The 23284-nt window shown below is 64.1% G+C and carries 19 protein-coding genes and 1 pseudogene; 15 read left to right on the top strand and 5 right to left on the bottom strand.

Annotated elements, in window-relative coordinates:
- Positions 1–277 precede the first annotated feature (277 nt).
- The 9 genes and pseudogenes from BSY16_RS11875 (at position 278) to argE (ending at position 8758) form a co-directional block, all read left to right on the top strand.
- Complete coding sequence (locus BSY16_RS11875; RefSeq protein WP_069059857.1) at positions 278–2359, top strand: oxidoreductase; 2082 nt, start codon at positions 278–280, stop codon at positions 2357–2359.
- A 10-nt stretch (positions 2360–2369) separates the two neighbouring features.
- Entirely contained in the window at positions 2370–3437 is a 1068-nt protein-coding gene (locus BSY16_RS11880) for an ABC transporter ATP-binding protein (RefSeq protein WP_069059858.1), read from the top strand.
- The gene (locus BSY16_RS11885; protein WP_083242896.1) at positions 3434–4363 is read left to right on the top strand and encodes an ABC transporter permease; all 930 of its coding nucleotides are present in this window, start codon (positions 3434–3436) and stop codon (positions 4361–4363) included. Before BSY16_RS11880 ends, BSY16_RS11885 begins: the two co-directional genes overlap by 4 nt.
- Positions 4360–5163: an ABC transporter permease gene (locus BSY16_RS11890; protein WP_069059859.1), complete on the top strand. Its 804-nt coding sequence runs from the start codon at positions 4360–4362 to the stop codon at positions 5161–5163. The genes BSY16_RS11885 and BSY16_RS11890 overlap by 4 nt, the downstream gene beginning before the upstream one ends.
- Positions 5164–5189: 26 nt before the next feature.
- On the top strand, positions 5190–6206 hold the full coding sequence (locus tag BSY16_RS11895; RefSeq protein WP_069059860.1) for an extracellular solute-binding protein: 1017 nt from the start codon (positions 5190–5192) through the stop codon (positions 6204–6206).
- 68 nt (positions 6207–6274) lie between these two features.
- Positions 6275–6697, top strand: coding sequence for a RidA family protein (locus BSY16_RS11900; RefSeq protein WP_069059861.1), 423 nt, complete (start codon positions 6275–6277; stop codon positions 6695–6697).
- Positions 6698–6707: 10 nt separating this feature from the next.
- Positions 6708–7385 (top strand): DUF1028 domain-containing protein, encoded by a 678-nt coding sequence (locus tag BSY16_RS11905; RefSeq protein WP_069059862.1) that lies wholly within the window; start codon positions 6708–6710, stop codon positions 7383–7385.
- A gap of 30 nt (positions 7386–7415) precedes the next feature.
- Positions 7416–7545 (top strand): annotated as a pseudogene (locus tag BSY16_RS33250) (endonuclease domain-containing protein); the annotation flags it as partial.
- Between the two features lie 46 nt (positions 7546–7591).
- Positions 7592–8758 carry an acetylornithine deacetylase gene (gene argE, locus BSY16_RS11910; protein WP_069059863.1) on the top strand — a complete coding sequence of 389 codons (1167 nt, stop codon included), beginning with the start codon at positions 7592–7594 and terminating at the stop codon, positions 8756–8758.
- A 3-nt stretch (positions 8759–8761) separates the two neighbouring features.
- Here the strand turns inward: argE and BSY16_RS11915 are convergent, their stop codons facing one another.
- A complete protein-coding gene (locus BSY16_RS11915; protein ID WP_069061510.1) occupies positions 8762–9382 on the bottom strand; it encodes a hypothetical protein in 621 nt (206 codons plus the stop codon).
- A gap of 264 nt (positions 9383–9646) precedes the next feature.
- Here BSY16_RS11915 and BSY16_RS11920 point away from each other — a divergent pair, with 264 nt between their 5' ends.
- From BSY16_RS11920 to dhaL, 4 genes are all read left to right on the top strand, one after another.
- On the top strand, positions 9647–10594 hold the full coding sequence (locus BSY16_RS11920; protein ID WP_069059864.1) for a substrate-binding domain-containing protein: 948 nt from the start codon (positions 9647–9649) through the stop codon (positions 10592–10594).
- A 77-nt stretch (positions 10595–10671) separates the two neighbouring features.
- Complete coding sequence (locus BSY16_RS11925; protein WP_069059865.1) at positions 10672–12171, top strand: sugar ABC transporter ATP-binding protein; 1500 nt, start codon at positions 10672–10674, stop codon at positions 12169–12171.
- Positions 12161–13138, top strand: coding sequence for an ABC transporter permease (locus tag BSY16_RS11930; protein ID WP_069059866.1), 978 nt, complete (start codon positions 12161–12163; stop codon positions 13136–13138). Before BSY16_RS11925 ends, BSY16_RS11930 begins: the two co-directional genes overlap by 11 nt.
- A 37-nt stretch (positions 13139–13175) precedes the next feature.
- Entirely contained in the window at positions 13176–14942 is a 1767-nt protein-coding gene (gene dhaL / locus BSY16_RS11935) for a dihydroxyacetone kinase subunit DhaL (RefSeq protein ID WP_069059867.1), read from the top strand.
- An 8-nt stretch (positions 14943–14950) separates the two neighbouring features.
- Here dhaL and BSY16_RS11940 read toward each other — a convergent pair whose 3' ends face one another.
- Both BSY16_RS11940 and BSY16_RS11945 read right to left on the bottom strand, forming a co-directional pair.
- On the bottom strand, positions 14951–15907 hold the full coding sequence (locus BSY16_RS11940; protein ID WP_069059868.1) for a sugar-binding transcriptional regulator: 957 nt from the start codon (positions 15905–15907) through the stop codon (positions 14951–14953).
- A 109-nt stretch (positions 15908–16016) separates the two neighbouring features.
- Complete coding sequence (locus tag BSY16_RS11945; RefSeq protein WP_069059869.1) at positions 16017–16451, bottom strand: Lrp/AsnC family transcriptional regulator; 435 nt, start codon at positions 16449–16451, stop codon at positions 16017–16019.
- 126 nt (positions 16452–16577) lie between these two features.
- Between BSY16_RS11945 and BSY16_RS11950 the strand changes: the two genes are divergently transcribed.
- Positions 16578–19628 carry an aminotransferase class III-fold pyridoxal phosphate-dependent enzyme gene (locus BSY16_RS11950; protein ID WP_069059870.1) on the top strand — a complete coding sequence of 1017 codons (3051 nt, stop codon included), beginning with the start codon at positions 16578–16580 and terminating at the stop codon, positions 19626–19628.
- A 96-nt stretch (positions 19629–19724) separates the two neighbouring features.
- Positions 19725–20735 carry an amino acid ABC transporter substrate-binding protein gene (locus BSY16_RS11955; RefSeq protein WP_069061511.1) on the top strand — a complete coding sequence of 337 codons (1011 nt, stop codon included), beginning with the start codon at positions 19725–19727 and terminating at the stop codon, positions 20733–20735.
- A gap of 71 nt (positions 20736–20806) precedes the next feature.
- Here BSY16_RS11955 and BSY16_RS11960 read toward each other — a convergent pair whose 3' ends face one another.
- Together BSY16_RS11960 and BSY16_RS11965 are read right to left on the bottom strand one after the other, a co-directional pair.
- Positions 20807–22309, bottom strand: coding sequence for an amidohydrolase family protein (locus tag BSY16_RS11960; protein WP_069059871.1), 1503 nt, complete (start codon positions 22307–22309; stop codon positions 20807–20809).
- Between the two features lie 43 nt (positions 22310–22352).
- Positions 22353–22997 (bottom strand): flavin reductase family protein, encoded by a 645-nt coding sequence (locus BSY16_RS11965; RefSeq protein WP_069059872.1) that lies wholly within the window; start codon positions 22995–22997, stop codon positions 22353–22355.
- Between the last annotated feature and the right edge of the window lie 287 nt (positions 22998–23284).

Raw genomic sequence — 23284 nt, forward strand, 5'->3', positions numbered from 1 at the left:
ACCGCATCGCCCGGATTTCAACCATTGACAGCGCCGGTCCCCTTATACGACTTCTTGCGCGAACGGGGATCGGTGTTTGGCCCTTCACAACCAGCTGAAAATAAAAGAGAATTTCTCGACTGTCGAATGACGGCCGCACCTTCGCGTCCAGATTGAAATCACGCGCCACCACACGGCGAACTCTGATTAGTTTGAACCTAATCCATGTTTCCGGAACGCGTCATTTACCGGAAGCCCGTTGCCCAATCCTATAGACCCAGAAACTCCGAGGACTGCCATGCGTGACGCCAAATACGATATCCTGTTCGAACCCGTTGCGATCGGCCCGCACGTCGCGAAGAACCGGTTCTACCAGGTGCCGCATTGCAATGGCGGCGGCTATCGCGATCCATCCGCGGCGGCTGCCATGCGCGGCATCAAGTCCGAGGGCGGCTGGGGCGTCATCTTCACCGAGCAGACCGAGATGCACCACACCTCGGAAATCACGCCCTTCATCGAGCTGCGCCTATGGGAAGACAAGGACATTCCCGGCCTTCGCCGCATGTCCGACGCCATGAAGGTGCACGGCGCATTGGCCGGTATCCAGCTTGCCTATTCCGGCATCAACGGCCCGAATTTTTATACCAAGGAGGTGCCGCTTGCGCCCTCGGCGCTGCCGATCCGCACCTTCACCAACGATCCGGTGCAGGCCCGCGCGCTCGACAAGGCGGAGATCAAGGATCTGCGCCGCTGGTTCGTCAACGCGGCGAAACGCTCGAAGATCGCCGGCTTCGACCTGATCTGTCTTTACGGCGCGCACGGGTTCGGGATCTTCCAGCACTTCCTGTCGCGCGCCACCAACCAGCGCACCGATGAATACGGTGGCAGCCTGGAAAACCGCTCGCGCTTCGCCCGTGAAGTCGTCGCCGATATCCGCGACGCCGTTGGCGACACGACGGCGATCACCATGCGCGTCAGCCTCGACGAGACGATCGGCGAACTCGGCTTTTCCAATGCCGAGGTGCGCGAATTCGTCGAGATGAACGCCGATCTGCCGGACCTCTGGGATCTGGCACACGGCGCCTGGGAAGACTGTTCCGGCCCCTCGCGTTTCAAGGAGGAAGGCGCGCAGGAGCTGCTGGTCAAGGGTATCCGCGAACTCTCCACCCGGCCCGTCGTCGGCGTCGGCCGTTTCACTTCGCCGGACGTGATGGCGCGTATGATCCGCCAGGGCGTGCTCGATTTCATCGGCTGTGCCCGCCCCTCGATTGCCGACCCCTTCCTCCCCAAGAAGATCGAGGAAGGCCGCATCGAGGATATCCGCGAATGCATCGGCTGCAACATGTGCATTACCGGCGACATGACCATGTCGATCAGCCGCTGCACGCAAAACCCGACCTTCATGGAAGAGTGGCGCAAGGGATGGCACCCGGAACGCATGAATGCGAAGGGCGACAGCCAGACGGTTCTCGTCGTCGGCGCCGGCCCGGCCGGCCTGGAAGCCACCCGCGCGCTCTCCGTGCGTGGTTATGACGTGACGCTCGCCGAGGCCACCACGACGCTCGGCGGCCGCGTGGCGCGCGAACGCCTGCTGCCCGGCCTTTCGGCCTGGGGCCGCGTTGTCGATTACCGCCAGTACCAGATTTCCCAGCGCACCAATGTGGAAACCTATTTCGACAGCCGGCTGACCGCCGAGGACGTGCTGGCCTTCGGTTTCGAGCATGTCGCCATCGCCACCGGCTCGCACTGGCGCCGCGATGGCGTCGCCCGCCAGCATGTCGTGCCCATGCCGATCGATCCGGCGATGACCGTCTTTACGCCGGACGACATTATGGCGAAGGCGCATGGCGAAACCCTCGCCGGCAAGACCGTCGTGGTCTATGACGACGACCATTACTACATGGGCGGCGTCATGGCCGAGGTGATGGCGAAAGCCGGCGCGAAGGTCATCCTCGTCACCCCGTCGGCCTATGTGTCCGACTGGACGCGCAACACGCTGGAACAGGGCGCCATCCATGTGCGCCTCGACGATCTCGGCGTCGACATCCGCCTCAACCGCGGCGTCACCGCGATCCGCGCCGGCGAGGTCGAGACCAACTGCACCTATACCGGCCGCCGCAGCGCCATTGCCTGCGACGCGGTCGTCATGGTCGCCTCGCGGCTCTCCGAGGATGCGCTCTGCAACGACCTCCTTGCCCGGCAGGGCGACTGGGCCGATGCCGGCATCAAGACGGTCAAGATCATCGGCGATGCGGCAGCCCCCGCGCCGATCGCCTGGGCGACCTATGCCGGCCACCGCTACGCACGGGAACTGGACACGCCGGATATCGGCGATGCCCTGCCCTTCCGCCGCGAAGTCACCCAACTCGAGCCGGCGTGAGGAGAGACGGATGAACAAGGCCATCGAAGTGAAATCGGTCTCGAAGAGCTTCGGGGCCTATCAGGCGCTGAAATCCGTCAGCTTCGGCATCGGCAACAACGAGTTCTTCACGATGCTCGGCCCGTCGGGCTGCGGCAAGACCACGCTGCTGCGCATGCTCGCCGGCTTCGAAAGCCCGGACTCGGGCTCGATCCTGCTCAACGGTGAAGAGGTCGTCGCCATTCCGCCGCACAAGCGGCGCGTCAACACGGTGTTCCAGAGTTATGCGCTGTTCCCGCACATGACGCTGGAGCAGAACGTCGCCTACGGGCTGGAAAACCTAGGCTGGGAGACGGTTCGCATCAAAAACCGCGTCGGCGAGATGCTGGAGCGCGTGCATATGAGCGCGATGGCCAAGCGAAAACCCGCCCAGCTTTCGGGCGGCCAGCGCCAGCGCATCGCGCTTGCCCGCGCGCTTGCGCCGGAACCGGAGGTTCTGCTGCTCGACGAGCCGCTCTCGGCGCTCGACCTGAAGCTCCGGCAGGCGATGCGCGACGAGTTGCGCACGCTCCAGCGCGATACCGGCATCACCTTCGTCTTCGTCACGCACGATCAGGAAGAGGCGCTCGACATGTCGGACCGCATCGCCGTGCTCGGCGGTGGCGACGTGCAGCAGATCGGCACGCCGACGGAAATCTACGAGGAGCCGGTCAACCGCTTCGTCGCGGATTTCGTCGGCGAGACGAATTTTCTCAACGTCGAGGTGCTGGAAGCCACTGGTGGACAGGCGACCATCCGCACGCCCTTCGGCGTGGCGCTCACCGTGCCCGCCACCGGCCATGCCGCCAAGGGGCGCGCGACACTTTCTGTGCGCCCGGAAAAGATCAATCTCGGCGATCAGGCGCAAGGCATCATCTTCGAGGGCCGGATCACCAACAAGAACTATATGGGCGGCTATACCCACTACACGCTGGACGTTGCCGGAACGGAGCTGCGCGCCTCCCGCCGCAATGCGTCCCGCGAGGGGGATACGATCGCGCTCGGCGCAACCGTTCCGGTGGGCTTCGTCGCGGGCTCCGCGCGAGTGCTTGCGGCATGAGCGACACCGCCCTCCACGCCCCCGCCGGAACGGACCGCGCCCCGCGCGCCCGTTTCTGGCATGACCTTTCCTTCTGGGGGCTGCTGCCGTCGTGGCTGCTGATGGGGTTTGCGCTCATCCTGCCCATCTTCATCATCGCCGCCGTCTCGCTCGCCACCCGCGGCGCCCATGGCGGCTTCGCCTGGGATTTCAACCTCGCAGGCTATCGCCAGATCCTGTTCAACGAGGGCTGGACGGGCGAGCTGGAATTCACCCCGCAATATCTGCTGATCATCGCCCGCACCTTCGCGCTCGCCGGCGCGACCACGCTGATCTGCCTGTTCTTTGCCGTGCCGGTCGCCTATTTCATCTCGCGCCAGCCGCCGGGCCGCAAGGCGATCCTCGTCTATCTGGTGACGCTGCCCTTCTGGGTCTCGATGATCCTGCGCGTCTATGCCTGGATGATCATTCTCGGCAAGGACGGCACGTTGCCCCGCCTGCTGGAAACGCTCGGTTTTCCCGCCGGCATGAGTTTCATGTTCAACGACGGCGCGACGCTGACGGCGATGGTCTACACCGCCATGCCGCTGATGGTGCTGCCGGTCTTCGCCTCCATCGAAAAGCTCGACGGCACGCTGATCGAGGCCTCGCACGATCTCTACGGCAACCGCTGGGTGACGCTGCGCCGGGTCATCCTGCCGCTGACGGCACCCGGTATCGTCGCCGGTGCCATCCTCGTCTTCGTGCCGGCGCTTGGCGCGGTGCTGGAGCCGACGCTGATGGGCGGCGGCAAGCAGATGATGATGGGCTCGCTGATCCAGCTGCAATTCGGCGGCGGCCGTAACTGGCCCTTCGGCGCGGCCATCGCCATGGCCTTGATGGCGCTCGTCATGGTCTTCCTGATCTTCACCGCGCTGCGCGCCGCCCGCCGGGAGGCCCTGCCATGAGCACCCGCCACGACGTCAAGCATTATCCCGGCCTCGGACCGTTCACGGCCCTCTTCTTCGTCTATCTCTACGCGCCGCTCGCGGTGATTGTGGTCTACTCGTTCAACGCCAACCGGGTTGCCGGTGTGTGGACGGGCTTTTCCCTGCAATGGTACGGCTCGGCGCTCCACAATGCCGCGCTGATGAGCGCGCTGGAGACCTCGCTGATCGTGGCGGCGATTGCGACCGTCGTCTCCACGCTGATCGCGCTCTCCGCCGCACTCGCCATCATCCGCGGCAAGAACGTGCGATTCCGCAAGCTTTCGGAGACGGTGGTTAACCTGCCGCTGCTGTTGCCGGAAATCGTGCTGGCCGTCGCCACCCTCATCCTGTTCTCGCTGATCGACGTGCAGAACGGCATGCTGCGGCTGACCATCGCGCACTCCGCCTTCTGCACGCCCTTCGCCTTCCTGCCGATCCGCGCCCGCCTGCAAGGCATGTCGCTCGATCTCGAAGAGGCGAGCGCCGACCTCTATGCCGACCGCTGGACGACGTTTCGCCGTGTGACGCTGCCCTTGATCTTTCCGGGCGTCTTTTCCGGCGCCATGCTCGCCTTCCTGATCTCGATGGACGACTTCATCACCTCGAACCTGCTGTCGACCGGCGGCTCGACGACGTTGCCCGTCTACATCTTCTCGCTGATCCGCGCCGGCACCTCGCCCGAACTGAACGCCATCGCGACGCTGCTGATCCTTGCCTCGCTCATCCTGGCCACTGCAGCGCTTCTCGTCGCTGCGCGCGGCGTCCGTGACAATGCCTGAACCATAATCAAAGAGAGGAACATAAAATGAAGACGTACTTTGCAGCCACAGCCCTTGCACTCTGCTTTGCCACCGCCGCGCAGGCGGAGGGGCAATTGAACATCTACGCCTGGGCCGAATCCATCTCCCCGGCGTTGATCGAAAAATTCTCCAAGGAGAACGACGTCAAGGTCAACGTCGACAGCTTCACCTCGAACGAGGACCTGCTGACCAAGCTGCAGGCCGGCTCATCCGGCTATGACATCGCCACGCCTTCGCAGCACTTTCTGCGCGTGATGATCGATCAGGGCATCATCGAGAATTTCGGGGCCAGCAAGTTGAAGGCCTTCGAGAACATCGAGGAGAAATGGCGCAATCAGTGGTGGGACGAGACGCAGGACTATTCGATCCCGCTCGCCTATGGCACCGCAGGCTTTGTGGTGAACACCGAGCAGTACAAGGGCCCGACCGATAGCTTCAAGTACTTCTTCGAGCCGGACGGTGAACTGAAGGGCAAGATCGCCCTTTTGTCCTATCCCGACGAGGTGATCGGTGCCGCCCAGCTCTATCTCGGCGTGCCCTTCTGCTCGGAAGACCAGGCGGAGATGAAGAAGGTGCTGGATCTTCTGATGGCGCAGAAGCCGTCGGTTGCCGCCTATTCCTCCGACAATATCGCAAGCCGCCTCGCCTCCGGCGAAGTCTCGGCGCATTTCTGGTGGGATGGCGATTCGCTCAGGGCCCGCAAGGCCGGCTCACCCGTCAGCCTCGCCATGACCAAGGAAGGCCTCGTCGGCTGGATGGATAGCTACGTCGTTCCGAAGGGTGCGCCGAACCGCGACAATGCGGTGAAGTTCGTCGACTTCATGTCGACGCTGGAGAACGCCACGGAACAGATGAACTTCTATTCCCACTCCTCGCCGATGAAGGTCATCCAGGAGAAGGTCGTCAACACCAAGGAAACAGCACCGGAACTCTATCCGGAAGTGCCGATCACCTTCTCGCGCACCTGCTCGGCCGCCGCACAGGATCTGGTGACCCGCGTCTGGACACAGCTCCTGCAATAACCCGCTTTCGCGCCGCGGGTATCAAGCGCCCGCGGCGTATCGACAGTTCAGCCATCAAGGAGACATCCATGCCCGTGCACAACCGCATCCGTCCGTTCAACACCAAGGAAACCTATCCGGAGCAGAAGCTCAACAACGACCTCTGCCAGGCGGTGGTGGCGCGGGGGGCGACGGTTTTCGTGCGCGGGCAGATCTCGCAGGACCTCGACACGCGCGAAAGCCTGTATATCGGCGATGCCGGCGCGCAAGCCCGCAAGGCCATGGAAAACATCAAGATGCTGCTGGAAGAGGCGGGCTCCGACCTCAGCCATATCTGCCGCGTCGTCGTCTACCTGATCGACATCCGCTACCGCGAGGCGGTCTATATGGAGATGGGTAAATATCTGCAGGGCGTGTTCCCCGTCTCGACGGGCCTCGTCGTTTCCGCACTTGCCCGGCCGGAATGGCTGGTCGAGATCGAAGCGACCGCCGTCATTCCCGACGAAGCGTGAGGATGTTGCCATGACCTTTTCCGTCTCCGGCCGCTGCGCCGAGACCGGCATGTTCGGTATCGCCGTCTCCTCCTCCTCGCCGAGTGTTGCGGCGCGCTGCGCCCATGTACGCGCCGGCGTCGGCGCGGTCTCAACGCAGAACATCACCGATCCCCGGCTCGGCCCCAAGGGTCTCGACCTGATGGCGACCGGTCTTTCGGCGGAAGCAGCGCTCGAACGGCTGATCGCGGAAGCGCCCCATATTGAATACCGCCAGCTCGCGCTCGTCGATGCCGCGGGACGGGCAGCCGCCTATTCGGGCGCAAAAACGCTCGGCACCCACGCCACGGCGCGCGGCGACAATGTCGTTGCGGCGGGCAACATGCTGACGACGACGGACATTCCGCAAAAGATGGTCGAAGCCTTCGAGGCATCACAGGGAAAACACCTCGGCGACCGGCTGATCGGCGCAATGCGGGCAGCGCTCGCGGCGGGCGGCGAAGAGGGGCCGGTGCACTCGATGGGCCTCGTCATGGTCGACAAGGTTTCATGGAACGTCGCGGACCTGCGCATCGACTGGACGGACGGCGACCCGATCGAGGAATGTGCCGCACTCTGGGAGCGCTGGCGCACGGAAATGGACGCCTATGTCACCCGCGCGCTCAATCCGACAGCGGCACCGAGCTACGGCGTGCCCGGCGATCTTTGAGCGGCGGGCTCCGCCTTTTGCCTACATCGACTGCCGCCTGCCCCCTCATCCGACCCATTCGGGCCACCTTCTCCCCGCTGGGGAGAAGGGGATCAACCGCGGCGTCTCGTTTCCCTTCTCCCCAGCGGGGAGAAGGTGCCGGCAGGCGGATGAGGGGGCTGCGGCACGCCGTCCGATTACTATCGTATCTCCGTGAGAGCACACGCATGATCCCTTCGACCCCGGAAATCCTCGCCCGTCTTGTCGCCGAGCCAACGGTCTCGCGGACGTCGAACCTCGCGCTGTTGGATTATGTCGAGGGCCTGCTCCGTCCCGTCGGCGCAAAGATCGAGCGGTTCTCCCATCCGGATGGCAGCCGCGCCAATCTGTGGGCGACCATCGGGCCGGATGGACCGGGCGGCGTGGTGCTTTCGGGGCATACGGATGTGGTGCCGGTCGAAGGACAGGACTGGAGCGCCGATCCGTTTACCCTCGTCGAGCGCGATGGCCGGTTTTACGGGCGTGGCGCGGCCGACATGAAGGGCTTCGTCGCGGCGGCGGTGCGGGCAATGCTTATCGCCTCCTCCCGGCCGCTCAAAACGCCGCTGCATCTCGCATTGTCCTATGACGAGGAGATCGGCTGCATCGGCGTGCGCGGCCTGATCGATGCGCTGGCCATGCGGATTGAACGGCCGGCGCTGTGCATCGTCGGCGAGCCGACAGGCATGCGGATTGCCACGGGCCACAAGGGCAAGCTGGCGCTACGCGCCTGCTGTTATGGACAGGAAGGGCACTCGGCGCTCGCGCCCAATGCGCTGAACGCGCTGCATCTCGGCGCCAGCTTCATCACCGCGCTTCAGGCGCGGCAGGAGGACCTGTCGGTCAAGGGCGCGCGCGATGCCGACTACGACATCCCCTATTCCACCATCCATGCCGGCATGATGCGCGGCGGCACCGCACTCAACATCGTGCCGAACCGCTGCGAGATCGACTTCGAGATCCGCAACATTGCCGAAGACGACCCGCAGGACATCCTCACCGGCATTGCGGCCGATGCCGAGGCGATCGCCGCGCCCTTCCGCAACCGCTTTCCCATGGCCTGTATCGAGATCGAGCAGGTCTCCGGCTATCCGGGCCTGAATGCCGAACCGGACGCGCCCGTGGTGCGCCTGCTGCGGCGCATTCTCGATCACGACGATCCGACGCTGAAAGTCGCCTTCGGCACCGAGGGCGGGCTGTTCAACGAGATCCTCGGCATTTCCACCGCCGTCTGCGGCCCCGGCTTCATGGAGCAGGGCCACAAGCCGGACGAATTCGTCAGCGCCGATCAACTCGGCCGATGTGACGCTATGCTGGCGCGGCTGGTCGACCTGCTGGAGGCTGGCGTGGCCTGATCGTCAGCCGGACAGGATCGACGGGTGGAACACCGGACGATACCCCGCCCTGAGCACCGCCAGCGTCGAGGGTGGCGTCAGCAGCCCGTCGGCGTCTTGGAGCGATCGCGGCGGGGCATAGCCCTCATTGGTCCAGCGGAAGGCGCGGCCGGCGTGAAGCGTGAACGCCGCGCCGGCAGCGACCACCACCGCACCATCCGGAAGGGAGGATAGTGTCCCCGGCAGCGCATGGATGCGCTTTCTGCGCCGATCCAGCCGCTCCCAGTGCAGGACCTTATCGATGTCCGGCGCCGAGGGCTTTTCCCCGCCGTTCGCAGAAACCCAGCATGCGCGAAACTGCTCTGCCGTCTCGCGCCGGCAGAAGAAGCAGGGCCGATGGCCGGCCGCAAAGGCCACCGCCTCGTCGAGAAAGAACAGTTCCGTCCAGCTTCGCCCGGCCATGACATCCCGGCGGCGGCCCTTGTAGTCACAGGTGCAGACCAGCCAGGCCTTGCTCGACCAGCGCTTCGTGAGGAGGGTTTTCGTTGCCGGATCGTGGAGGATGCCGCGATTGCCGGTGAACAGGCCGCGTTGTGCAATTGCGACGATCTCACCGAAAGGCGTGACGCGGTTCTGAAGCGGCATGGGCATTCCCCGTGACAGCGGTTTCCAGCACCGACGACGCTTCCCGCTCATAAGAGCCCGACAACCGGCAACGCGATGCAAGGCCATCATCGTGCATGACGCGCCGTCGGGGAATAGTCAGCCAGATTTTACTGTTGTAAAAATGAAAATACATCTGTATCAATCCGCATGCGGGCTTTGGGTTTTGGGAGCAAGCCCCCATGCAGAGCCCTCGTTCCATCATTCAGGCGGGAGGAAATTTCGCCTGCTCCAAGGGAGGTCATCATGAAGAAACTTGCCATGCTGCTGGCGTGCGCCGCCGCATTCGCCCTGCCCGTCGTCGCCTCGGCGCAGGACGCCGCCGGAACCACCAAGAAGGACAGCTATCGCTTCGTCGTCGTGCCGAAGGTCGTGCATCCGTGGTTCGACAAGGTGAACGAAGGCGCACAGGCGGCAGCCGCCGCGATCAAGGCGCAGACCGGCTCGAGCGTCGAAGTCATCTATTCGGCACCGCAGTCCGCCGACGTCGTCCAGCAGAACCAGATCATCGACAGCGCGCTCGCGACCCAGCCCGACGGCCTCGCGCTCGACCTGCTCGACCCCTCGGGCAACCGTGCCTCGCTCGAAGAAGCACAGGCCCAGAACATCCCACTGGTGATCTTCGATTCGATCCCGCCGGAAGGCATGGCGATCCCCTATATCGGCTCCGACTTCTGCGAGCAGGCGAAGATCGCGGCCCGCCGCCTCGTCGAGGTTCTCGGCGGTGAAGGCGAAGTCGCCATCATGCAGGGTGTTCCGACCGCGCCGAACCACTCGATCCGCGCCGAATGCCACCGCCAGGTCTTTGCCGAACACAAGGGCATCAAGGTCGTTGCCGAAGGTATCGACAATGACAGCATCGAGACGGCGCAGCAGCAGGCGGCCGCCATCATGCAGGCGAACCCGAACCTCAAGGGCTGGGTCGCGTCCGACGCGGCAGGCCCGATCGGCATCGGCCAGGCGATCGTTGAAGCCGGCAAGCAGGGCAAGGTCACCCTCGTCGGTCTCGACAACCTGCCGGAAATGCTCGACATGATCCGCGATGGCGTCGCCGACAGCTCGTCGGCCTCGCAGCCGGAACTGCAGGGCTACTGGTCGGTCATGCTGCTCTGGGCGCAGGCAACGGGCGCCAAGGTGCCGGGTTACCTCGACACCGGCAACGCCTTCCTCACCAAGGAAAATGTCGGCGGCTGATCCGGCAGAAACCGGATTGCCGCGAGGCGCGGGTTTTCCCGCGCCTCTTCTGTCTTCATCCTGCGCGCAGGTATCCCATGGCTTATCTCGAAACCCGCGGCCTTGGCCGGGACTTTCCCGGCGTGACCGCCCTCGACGGGGTCGATCTGTCGATCGAACTCGGCCGCACGCACATTTTCGCCGGCGAAAACGGTGCCGGCAAATCCACCCTCGTCAAGATCCTCACCGGCACCGACCGTCCGTCGCGCGGCCAGGTGCTGATCGACGGGCATGACCCGGCCGACGATGCGAGCCTCTACAAGAACGTCGCCTATGTGCCGCAGGAGCTCAACCTCTTCCCGCAGATGAGCGTTGCGGAAAACCTCTTCATGCCGTTCGAACGGACGGGGCATGGCGGGCTTCTCGTCAATCGCGGTGCGCTCGTCGAGGAGGCCCGCACCTATCTCGAACGCTTCGGCATCGAGGCCGATCCGCGCGCGCTGGTCGCCAACATCTCGGTTTCCGACCAGCAGTTGCTGCAGATCGCCCGCGCCTGCACCAATGCCGATATGAAGGTCCTCATCCTCGATGAACCGACGTCATCGCTGACGCGCGTCGAAGTCGACCGGGTCTTCAAGGTCATCCGCGGCCTGCTCGACCGCGACCACGCCATCGTCTTCATCAGCCACAAAATGGACGAGGTCTTTGCGATCGGCGACGACTACACGGTGCTGCGCAACGGCGAGAAAGTCGAAAGCGGCCGGATTGCCGACATCGGCGAAGCGGACCTGATCCGCGCCATGTCCGGCCGGGATCTCGCCTTCGACGAACATTTCCGCCCGCAAGGGCCTGTTACCGACACGATCATGGATGTGCGCGGGCTTTCCGGTGCCCGTTTCCACGATGTCAGCTTTACCCTGCGCCGTGGCGAGATCCTCGGTTTTGCCGGGCTCGTCGGCGCCGGGCGCTCGGAGGTCATGCAGACGGTCTTCGGCTTCCTGAAAGCCAAGGCCGGTGCCGTGACGGTCGATGGCAAGCCCTGGACGTTGAACGACACATCCGCCTCGGTCGACGGCGGCATGCTCTACCTCTCGGAGGAGCGCAAGCACCACGGCATCTTCCCGCTGCTGTCGCTACGCGAAAACATCGGCATTTCCATCCTCTCGCTCACCAGGGGCTCGTTCGGCATCAGCGGCGGCCGCGAGCGGGAGGCGGTGCAGAAGATCATCGACGACTACGGCATCCGCACCTCCGGCATGGGCAAGCGCATCTCGCAGCTCTCCGGCGGCAACCAGCAGAAGGCCATCATCGGCCGGGCGATGGCGACCCGGCCGCGCGTGCTGATCTTCGACGAACCCACCAAGGGCATCGACATCCGCACCAAGACCGAGATCTACAAGATCATGAAGGGTCTGGCGGAAGAAGGCGTCGGCGTCATCCTCGTCTCCTCCGAACTCGATGAACTCAAGAAATGCGCAAGCCGCATCGTGACCATGCACCATGGCCGCATCACCGGCGAGTTCGACACCACGAACACCAGCAATGAAACCCTCGTAGGCGCCATCTTCGGCACGGAGGCGAAAGCCCATGCAAACTAGTTCCACGCAAACCAGCGCCATCGCGCACCTGGCGCGCAGCCCGCTTGCCGGCGTCTTCGTCGCTCTTGCGGTCATCTTCACGCTGTCCGCGCTGATCTCTCCCTACTTCCTCACGCCCTACAACCTGTCGGTCATCGCTCGCGGGTTGGCCTTCGTCGGCCTGATCACCATTGCGCAGTCCATGCTGATGGTGCTCGGCGAACTCGACCTGTCGCTCGGCGTGATCGGCGGCCTGTGTGGTGTCATCTCCGGCATCCTGATGGTGCGGCTCGGCTTCGAGCCCTATTCGGCCATGTTGCTGGCGATCCTGCTCGGTGGCTGCCTCGGCCTACTCAACGGCCTGCTGGTAACCGTACTCCGGCTGCATTCGCTGGTGCTCACCATCGGCACCGCCGGCATTTTCGGCGGCGCAAACCTGGTGTTGACGCGCGGCGTCGCGATCACGGGCATCCCGCGCGATGTGCACTATCTCGGCCGCGGCGACCTGCTTGGCGTGCCTGTTCCCTTCCTCATCATGCTCGTGGCGCTGGCTTTCGCCACCTTCGTCATGCTGAAGACGCCGTTCGGCCGCTACATGTACGCGATCGGCAACAACCAGGCCGGTGCGCGCATGCTCGGCATCAAGGTCGACAAGATTCGCCTTCTCGTGTTCGGCGTGGCAGGCGCGATTGCTGGCTTGGCCGGCGTGCTGATGGTTGCGCGCCTCGGCACCGCCCAGCCGTCCATCGGCGAAACCTGGGTTCTGGCGCCGATCGCCGCCTCCGTCATCGGCGGCGTTGCCACGACGGGCGGCATCGGCAGCCCGATCGGGGCGATCTTCGGTGCCGGCATCATCGCCATCATCGAGAACATCATCGTGCTCTTCGGCGTCTCGCCCTATTGGCAGGGCATCGTCTCGGGTGCGATTGTCGTGCTCGCCATTTCCTTCGACGCCATTTCCCGCCGTTATCTGCGCCGTGACGCTTGATACAAGCCGCCGCATCGATCTGACGAAAGACAAGAGAATGAACCAGGAAGTCAAAACCAAGAAGCTGATCAACGCGCCGGAAAATATCATCGCGGAGTTGATCGAAGGCATGGTCGGCGCGCATCCGGACATGCTGCGCGTGGAAGGGTCTACCGGACGGGCCGTCGTCGCCGTCGATGGCCCGCGTGACGGCAAGGTGGGCATCGTCGTCGGTGGCGGCTCCGGCCATGAGCCGGCCTTTGCCGGCTATGTGGGGCGCGGCCTGGCCGACGCGGCAGCCGTCGGCAATGTCTTCGCCTCCCCCTCGCCGTCGCATATCGTCGAGGCGGCCCGTGCCGTCGATGGCGGCGTCGGCGTCGTCATGCTCTACGGCAACTATACCGGCGACGTCTTGAACTTCACCATGGCCGCGGAAGAGCTGGAACAGGCCGGCATCGCCGTGCGTCACGTCGCGGTTGCCGACGACGTCGCCTCCGCGCCGATCGAGCGTAAATCCGAACGTCGCGGCATTGCCGGCGACTTTTTCGTCTTCAAGGTCGCCGGTGCCGCCGCCGATCTCGGCGAACCGCTGGCGCGTGTCGAAGCCTTGGCGCAGGCAGCGAACGAGGCGACCCGCTCAATGGGCGTGGCCCTCAGCCCCTGCTCGCTGCCGCAGACCGGCAAGCCGAATTTCACCATCGGGGACGACGAAATGGAAATCGGCATGGGCATCCATGGCGAGCCCGGCATCCGTCGCCAGAAGCTTGCACCGGTGGACGAAGTGACCGACGAACTGGTCGATGCAGTCATCAGGGAGCTTGGCCTGAAGGCGGGCGAGCGTGTTGCCGTTCTCGTCAACGGTCTCGGCGCCACGTCGCAGATCGAGCTCTACCTCATCTTCCGCCGCGTCAAGCAGCGGCTCGATGCACTGGATATCGAAATCCATGCCTCCTGGGTCGGTGAATATGCCACCTCGCTGGAAATGGCCGGCGCCTCCGTCACGCTGATGAAGCTCGACGACACGTTGCAGGCGCTTCTCGATCACCCCTGCCGCACGCCAGCCCTCGTCGTCGGCGCCTTCGAGAAGACCGACGGCCTTGCGGCGCGCAGCCGCAAGGCCGTCAAGGTTGCCGAGAGCACGGCAACAGCGCAGGAAAAGCCGCGCGAACTGCTGACCGAAGGCGACGTCACGCCGGCGATCTTCAAGACGATGATGCATGCCGTGGGCAACGAGATTATCGCGGAAAAGAACTGGCTGTCCGAACTCGACGGCGTGATCGGCGACGGCGACCATGGCGTGACGATGGAGATCGGCTGGAAGGCCGTGCAGAGCGCGCTGGAAGACAGCCAGGACGACGAGACGATCGAGGGCATCTGCAAGCGCATGGCGAAGGCCTTCCTCGATGCGGTCGGCGCCTCCTCCGGTCCGCTCTATGCCACCGCGTTCCTGCGCGCCGGCACGGCCGTCAGCCACCGCCTCAACCTCGATGGTGCCGGCATGGCCGAATGGCTGAGTGCCGCCTGCCAGGGCATTCGCGATCGCGGCCGCGCCGACCCCGGCGACAAGACGATGATCGACGCCTGGGTGCCGGCGGTCGAAGCCGGTCAAAAGGTGGCGAAGGACGGTGGCTCGGCGCTCGACGTGCTGGTTGCCGCGCGCGATGGCGGCGAGGCGGGCATGAAGGCGACGGCAGCGCTGGAATCACGCCGTGGCCGTTCCGCCAAACTTGGCGAACGCTCCGTCGGCCATATCGACCCGGGCGCGGCCTCGACCTTCGTGACGCTGCGCGCCATGGCGGCCGCACTTCAGAAGGCGCTGGCCTGATTGAATGTTCAGCGCGGGCCTTGCAGCAGGGCCCGCGCGACACCTTCATTGGTGACGAGCCGGTTGACGTAGCCGGCGCGCAGGATCGCTCGGATGATTGGGATTTTGCGAATACCGCCGGAAACCAGCACGGAAATCGGTTTCAGCTTCAGCTTGTCCGGCGGCAGCGCGATGATCGAGTCGTTGAGGAAATGGTCGATCGCCTGGCCACGCGCGTCGAGAAACCACCCCATGAATTCGCCGACCGCGCCGCGCTTCAGCACTGCATCAAGATTGTCCTTCACCACGCGGATCTGCGTCAGCGACGTATCCTGCGCCAGCGCGCCACAGGAGACGATGCCGATATCGGCTATCTCGGTGCGCGCCAGCACGTCCGTCAGCTCGTCGTTGAGCAGCAGCGCATTGCGGCTTTCGGGATTGGCACAGTAGATCGGCGCCGTCAGATAGTGACATTCGACGCCGAGTGCGCGCGCAAAGGCGGTTGCCACCTCGAATGTGTTGGTGGCCGAGCCGCTGGTGACGCCGCCGGTCAGGCCGACCACCCAGCTTTCGGATTTCGGCCGGGCACGCAGGCTGCGCACGGCAAAGCTTAGGGTTCGCCCCGAGCCGATGCCAACCCCCATGTCGCGGCCTTCGATCAGGTCGCTGGCAAGCGAGCCGGCCGCCTCGCCGATCACCCGCTTCTGCTCGAGATAGTCGTCGAGATCCGGCACCACGACGGCATCGGAGAGGCCGTAACGGGCGGAAACTTTTTCGGCGAGTTCGATGCAATCGGTGAGCGGCAGGCTGACATTGACCTGCACGCTGCCGGATTCGCGCACCTGGCCGATGATCTTGTTGACCTTCAGCCGCGTGATGTTCATGCGCTGGGCGATTTCCTGCTGGGTCTGGCCGCCGATGAAATAGAGCCATGCGACGCGGGCGCGCTCCAGGTCCTCGTCGAAATGTCCCCAATCTTCGCTCATGCGGCGCGGTATCCCCTTATGTTTGTTTTTCGATACGTCACTTGAGGTGGCATGGGCAACCACCCGGCGCCGAAAGCCTTGATCGATCAAGCGGATTCCACAGCCGGGTTCAGCTGCGTTCGATATCCCGGCGCAGCACGATGGAGGTCGTGAGGTCCTCGACATTGTCCATGGTCGCCACTTCGTTGCGCATTTCGTTCAGCGCGTTGATCGAGCCGACCTCGACCTCCACCACCAGATCGAGCTGGCCGCTGACGGAAGAAACCTTGCGCACGGCGGAAAAGCCCGCAAGCCGATCGAGCACGCCGATCGAAGGCGTGCGCTTCAGGGTGACGAGCAGGAAGGCCTGGATCTGGCCGTCGTCGAGCTGACCGATATCCGCACGGTAGCCGCGGATGATGCCGGCCTTTTCCAGCCGGCTGACGCGCTCCGTCGTCGCACTTCGGGAGAGCCCGATGCGGCCGGCAAGCGACTTCATCGGGATGCGCGCTTCCTTCGTCAGGATGCTGAGGATGGTGCGGTCGATGGCGTCCGTATCCTGCATGGCCCCTCCTGCAATCGCGCCGACAAGATGACGGTTATTATAAACAGAGTGCCGGCACAACCGGCATAATGCCGGATGCGCCCGATCCGCGTCCATGCAACTCTTTGCGTGACGAAGAGGACTGCCATGAACGACATGCTGAAGACGACACCGGACGTTTCCCTTGAAGCCGCAGCCGCGCTGCTCGCCGAGCACTATGGGCTCAGCGGCACGCTCTCGCCGCTTGCCAGCGAGCGCGACCAGAATTTCAAGGTGGAAACGCCCGCTGGCACCTTCATCCTGAAGATCGTCAACGCCGCCGAGCCCGCGGTGGAGAGCGATTTCCAGACGGCCCTGCTTGCCCATGTCGATGCGCATGCCGGCGATCTGCCGGTACCGCATATCCGGCCGACCGTGACGGGTGCCAGCCTTGCCCGTATCACCAGCACGAACGGCGTCAGCCACCGCATCCGGCTGGTCAGCTGGGTCGATGGCCAGCCGCTGGCCGAGACGAACCGCAGCGATGCCGCACTCGAATCCCTCGGCCGTATGCTCGGCCGTTTCGATGCCGCGCTGAAGGGCTTCATGCATCCCGGCGCGCTTCGCGATCTCGACTGGGATATCCGCAAGGCCGGCCGTTCGGCCGAGCGGCTGCATCACGTCTCGGCGTCGGAAGACCGCGCGCTGCTCCAACGCTTTCTTGCGCGCTTCACCAAGCTTGCGCCGCGTCTTGCAACCTTGCGCGCCGCCGTCATCCACAACGATGCGAACGACTGGAACGTGCTGGTCGATCCCGCAGATCAGGACCGCATCTCCGGCCTCATCGATTTCGGTGATGCGCTGCATGCACCGCTGATCGCCGAAGTCGCCATCGCGAGCGCCTATGCCGGCCTCGACCATACCGATCCGATCGGTGCGGCGGCTGCGATCGCCCGCGGTTTCCACGCCGAATATCCGCTGCTGGAAGAGGAAATCGACCTCCTCTACGACCTCATAGCCCTGCGTCTCGTCACCTCCGTGACGATCTCCGCTTCGCGGCGCAGCCACACGGAAGACAACCCCTATCTCGCCATCAGCGAGCGACCCGCCTGGACGCTGCTGCGCAAGCTCGACCGGATGAACCCGCGTTTTGCCACCGCCATCCTGCGCAAGGCCTGCGGCTTCGAGGCGGCACCCGGCGCCCGCGCCGTCACGGACTGGATTGCCAGAAACCGCGAGTCGCTTGCCCCCCTCCTCGAGCGGCCGACCGCGACCTATCCGGCAGCACTTGTGCCCTATGGCGACCCCACCCATCCGATGACCATCAAGTCAGCCGCCGAGCAGCCGGATGAGGCGCAGGCGATCTGGGAGACCTATTGCGGTGAAACCGGTGTCGAACTTGGCATTGGTCCGTTTGGCGAAGAGCGCACCGTCTATGCCGGCGAGATGTTCGTCTCGCGCTTCATCGAGGGCGCGCGCCGCACCCACCATCTCGGCTTCGATCTCTTCATGGCGGCCGGGACCAAAGTGTTCACGCCGCTGCCCGCAACCGTCGTCAGTGTCGAGGTCGAGCCCGATCCGCTCGGCTACGGCTGCCTGATTGCCCTGCGACATGAGCCGGAAGGCTGCCCGCCCTTCGTGACGCTCTGGGGCCACCTCGCCCATGAGGCGATGGGCCGCCTGAAGGCCGGCGACCAGCTGGACGCCGGCGCCCTCGTCGGCGAGATGGGCGCGCCGGCGGAAAACGGCGGCTGGGCGCCGCATCTGCATCTCCAGCTCTCGACCGATACCAGCCTCTCCGCCACAGAAATCCTCGGCGTCGGCGAGCCGCGTTATCTCGATGTCTGGGCGGAACTCTTTCCCGATGCGCGCACCTTTGCCGGCATTGCCGCGGAGTTCTACGAACGGAGCGGCCGCTCGCATGAAGAGATCGTGAAGATGCGGCGCGAACTACTGCTGCCCAACCTCTCCATCTCCTACGATAAGCCGATCAAGTTCGTTCGCGGCGATGGCGTCTGGCTGATCGACGATGGCGGCCGGGCCTATCTCGACTGCTTCAACAATGTCTGCCACATCGGCCACGCCCACCCGGCCGTCGTAGAGGCGATGACGAAGCAGGCCGCAACGCTCAACACCAATACCCGCTACCTGCACGACAACATCGTCGCCTATGCCGAGCGCCTGACGGCGACGCTGCCGAAAGAGCTGACGGTCGCCGGCTTCGTCAACAGCGGCTCGGAGGCCAACAGCCTGGCGCTGCGCCTGATGCGGGCGCATACCGGCCGTGAAAACGCCATCACGCTCGACTGGTCCTATCATGGCACGACGCAGGAGCTGATCGACATCAGCCCCTACAAGTTCCGTCGCAAGGGCGGCAAGGGTCCGAAGCCGCATGTCCATATCGCGGCAGTGCCCGATAGCTACCACGCGCCTGCGGACTGGCCGATCGAGGAGCACGGCAAGCGTTTTGCCGAAAGCGTCGCCGAGCAGATCGCCATCATGCAGGCGAAGGGCGAAGGGCCGGGCTTCTTCATCGCGGAATCCATCCCGAGCGTCGCCGGTCAGGTTTTTCTGCCGGAAGGCTATCTCAAGGAGGTCTACCGGCTGGTGCGCGAAGCGGGCGGCGTGTGCATCGCCGATGAAGTGCAGGTCGGTTTCGGCCGCGTCGGCAGCCATTGGTGGGCCTTCGAGACGCAGGGCGTCGTGCCGGACATCGTGACCATGGGCAAGCCGATCGGCGACGGCCATCCGCTGGCCGCCGTGGTGACGACCCGCGAAGTGACCGACAGCTTCAACAACGGCATGGAGTATTTCAACACCTTCGGCGGCAATCCGGTTTCCTGTGCCGTCGGCCTTGCGGTGCTCGACGTCATCGAAAGCCAGGACCTGCGCGGCAATGCGCTGGCGATCGGCAACTACCTGATGGACGCCTTCTGCGACATGCAGAAGCGCCATGAGGTTATCGGCGACGTGCGCGGCCTCGGCCTGTTCCTCGGCATCGAACTGGTGACCGACCGCAGGACCAGGGCGCCCGCGACCGACTTCGCCCGTGCCGTCTCCAACGGTGCCCGCCGCCGCGGCGTGCTGATGGGCACCGAGGGGCCGCATGACAACGTGCTCAAGATGCGCCCGCCGATGATCTTTTCGAAGCGAGACGCCGATTACCTGATCGCCGTGCTCGAAGACACCTTCGCCGACGTCGCAAAAACGCTCGGCTAGGCTGGAGACACCAACATCCAAGACCGATCAGCCGGGAGGGCCACGCTCCCCCGGCCGGGACAACGCATGCCCAATATCAACAAGGAGGAGAACCCCATGAGAAACGCAATTCTGGCCATGGCCGCAGCCACGCTCGCTGCCGGCACGGCCGCCCATGCCGGCACGCTCGACGTCATCAAGGAACGCGGCGAAGTCCGCTGCGGCGTGAGCCAGGGCGTGCTCGGCTTTTCCGTGCCCGACAAGAACGGTGTGTGGGGCGGCTTCGACGTCGATTTCTGCCGCGCAGTTGCCGCAGCCGTGATCGGCAATCCGGACAAGGTGGCCTATGTGCCGCTTTCCACCAAGGACCGCTTCACGGCGCTGCAATCCGGCGAAGTCGATCTCCTGTCGCGCCAGACCACTTGGACGCTGTCACGCGACACCGATCTCGGCATGAGCTTCGTTGGCGTCAACTATTATGACGGCCAGGCCTTCATGGTCAGCAAGGATGTCGGCGTGACCAGCGTCAAGGACATTTCCGGCGCCTCCGTCTGCACGGAAACCGGCACGACGACCGAACAGAACATGGCCGACTATTTCAGCGCCAACAAGATCGAGTATCAGGTCATCGCCTTCGAAAAGCCGGACCAGACGATCCAGGCTTTCAACACCGGCCGCTGCGACGTGTACTCCACCGACGCTTCGGCGCTCTATGCCCAGCGCCTGACGCTGAACGATCCGGACCGCTTCACCGTGCTGCCCGAGGTGATTTCCAAGGAGCCGCTCGGCCCGGCCGTTCGCCAGGGCGACGAGCAATGGTTCAAGGTCGTGCGCTGGACACTCTTCGCGCTGATCGAGGCGGAGGAAATGGGCATCACCAAGGAAAACGCCGCCTCACTTCTCGAAAGCGGCACCACCGCACAGAAGCGTTTCCTCGGCATCGACAGCGAGGCCGGCAAGGCGATGAACCTGGATCCGAAATGGGCCTATAACGCGGTTTCCGCCGTCGGCAACTATGGCGAAGTCTTCGAGCGCCATCTTGGCAAGGACAGCCCGCTGAAGATCGACCGCGGCCTCAACCGGCTGTGGAGCGACGGCGGCCTGATGTACGCACCGCCTGTCCGCTAAGACAGTCCAAAAACCAAAAAGGCCGCCGCGGATGCTTTTCCGCGGCGGCCTTCTGTTTTTTAAGGCGGGGCTCAGGCGCCGCGGCGATAGCGCGGATAGCTCGACGAGAAAATCTCCTCGACCGGCGGATGGCCATGGGTGCGCTCCGGATAACGCGCGACGAGGCCGTCGAACTGACGCTGCGCCCTCTCCTGCTCGGCTTTCGCGTCGAAACCCGGGATTATGCCATCGACCATGACGAAGCGGCCGTCGATGATCGTGGTTCGCACATCGCGGCCAGAGCTGCTCATCATCAGCGTCTGGATCGGATCGATGACGTGGCCGATGCGATCATGACCCATGTCGATGACGATGATATCCGCCTTCGCGCCGGGCTGCAGGCGGCCGAGATCGGGCCGCTTCAACGCATCCGCCCCGCCGAGCGTGCCGGCGTCAAAGTAGTGTTCGGAGCGCACGCTATCGATCGAGCCGTCCATCACACGCGAGAGTAGCACACCGACCTGCATGTTCTGGATGAAGTCGCACGGCCAGGTGTCCGTGCCGAGACCGATGCGCACGCCCATCGCGCGGAACTTGCTGAAACTGTCCATGAAGCCGGCATGGCGGGCCGATACGATCGGGCAATGCACCAGCGTCGCCCCGGCATCGCGCAGGATATCGAGATCGCGACCGGCGCGCTCCACATTGCGCGTACCGGCAACGAGTTCGCCATGCGGCAGCAGCATGCGGTCGGAAAGCGCACCGATGGAGTCCAGCCACTCGAGCGGCGTCATGCCATAGGCGCTGGTGATGCGGTCGAATTCCAGCTCCGACTGGCAGCAATGCAGGCGGATCGGAATATCGAGGTCACGGCCGGCAGCCACCGTCCGGCGCATGAGGTCCGGCGTACCGGTCTCGATGCGGTCGGGCGCGAGCATGGCGCGCACGGTTGGCGAGCCGAGGCCCTCGATCCGTTCTGCGAAAGCCAGCGACTCCGCAAAGTTGCGAAGCCCGCGCTCCTCGTCGAAATGGAAGGCGATACGGCCGTTCTCATCGACATAGCTGTTGCCGGCGCGATAGGCCGGGCCGAGATAGACGCGCAGGCCGAGATCGTGTGCGGCATCGGCGGCGGCGGAAAACTCGGCAACCGTTTCGCCCCATTCACGGTAGAACAGCGAGGCGATCGGCAGCGACGTCGTCACACCATTGCGGATGAGCTGGGCGAAGGCATAGCGCTTCTGGAACGCCAGCTCCTCCTGCGTGTACATCTCATAGGGGCCGCGATCCATGTAGCTCTTCGGCCAGACCCGGCCCTTCTTCCAGGACGGCTGGTTGTCGAAGGCGAGCACGGTCGTGTCGATATCCGAAAGCGAGTCGAGATCGACGAAACCGGGCGAGATAATCGCATTGCCATAGTCGATGCGTTCAGTGACCTCGCCGGGATAATCGTGTCCGACGAAGACGAGCTTGTCCCCTTCGAAAACCACGACGCCGTCGTCGAAGATCACGTGGTGGCCATCACGGTGGCCGATGACCCAGCGGGCGGTCAGGAGAACCGGACCGTCGAAGCGTCCGGAGGGCGGAAGTGTCGTCATGCATCTATTCCTCAGTCAAATCTGCCAGTCTTCGCGAGCCCGTTCAGGCCAGCTTGGGTGTCAACATCTCGAAGCGATCCCGGATTGTCGAGCAGGTATCGCCGCCAAGGCGCGCAATGGCATCGATGACGTTCGGATCGACATGCAGGGCCGAATCCACCGCGCCTTCCTGATAATGCGCAAAGATGATCTCGCCCATGATGATCTGGCGGGACTTGCCCAGTTCCAGGGTGATATGCCGCCGGCATTCGAAGGCGGCCGGCGCTTCCTTGATCCAGGGCGCAGCAATCTTCGTGCCGGGCATGGCGGTGAGGCCGGCCTGCTTCAATTCATCGACACCCCGCGGATATTTCGTGCCGCAGGCATGCATGGCCTCGGCGATGGTATGGGAGACGATGTTGACGGTAAACACCTCTGTCATGCGGATGTTGTGGCCGGTATCCTTGAAGGACATGTCGGCATTGTTCTCGACGCCGATGGCAAGGATCGGCGGATCGGCAGACAGACAGTTGAAGAAGCTGAACGGAGCTGCATTGAAGCCGCCATGCTCGTCGACCGTCGTCACCAGCGCGATCGGGCGCGGAATGATCGTGCCGATCATCAGCTTGTAGCGCTCACGCGCCGACAGCGTCGTGAAGTCGAAGGCAGTCCTGTCGCGCGTGTCGGTTTGGGTCGTCCGGCTGTCCATCGACATCATTCTCCAGCTTTCGCTCGTTGGGTCCTGAAGGGCATCGTTTTGGCATGCAATGCTGTCAGTTTTAGAACTCAACTTTTGTATGCATATTTACACTATGTATGCATGCATTTCCTGGCCGGTAAAGAGCCTGCCCGTTCGGCGAGCGGAAATATTGCACGACAGCCCGAAGAGAGATGCCGCTGCTCCCGAATGGCGAGCGCAGCAATGCCGAACCGGTGGACAGGTTCGGTCTTTGTGTGCAATTTTCCCGGCTCATTCATCATTCTGGAGACTCGCCC

The sequence above is a fragment of the Sinorhizobium sp. RAC02 genome (assembly GCF_001713395.1).
Classification (GTDB): Bacteria; Pseudomonadota; Alphaproteobacteria; order Rhizobiales; family Rhizobiaceae; genus Shinella.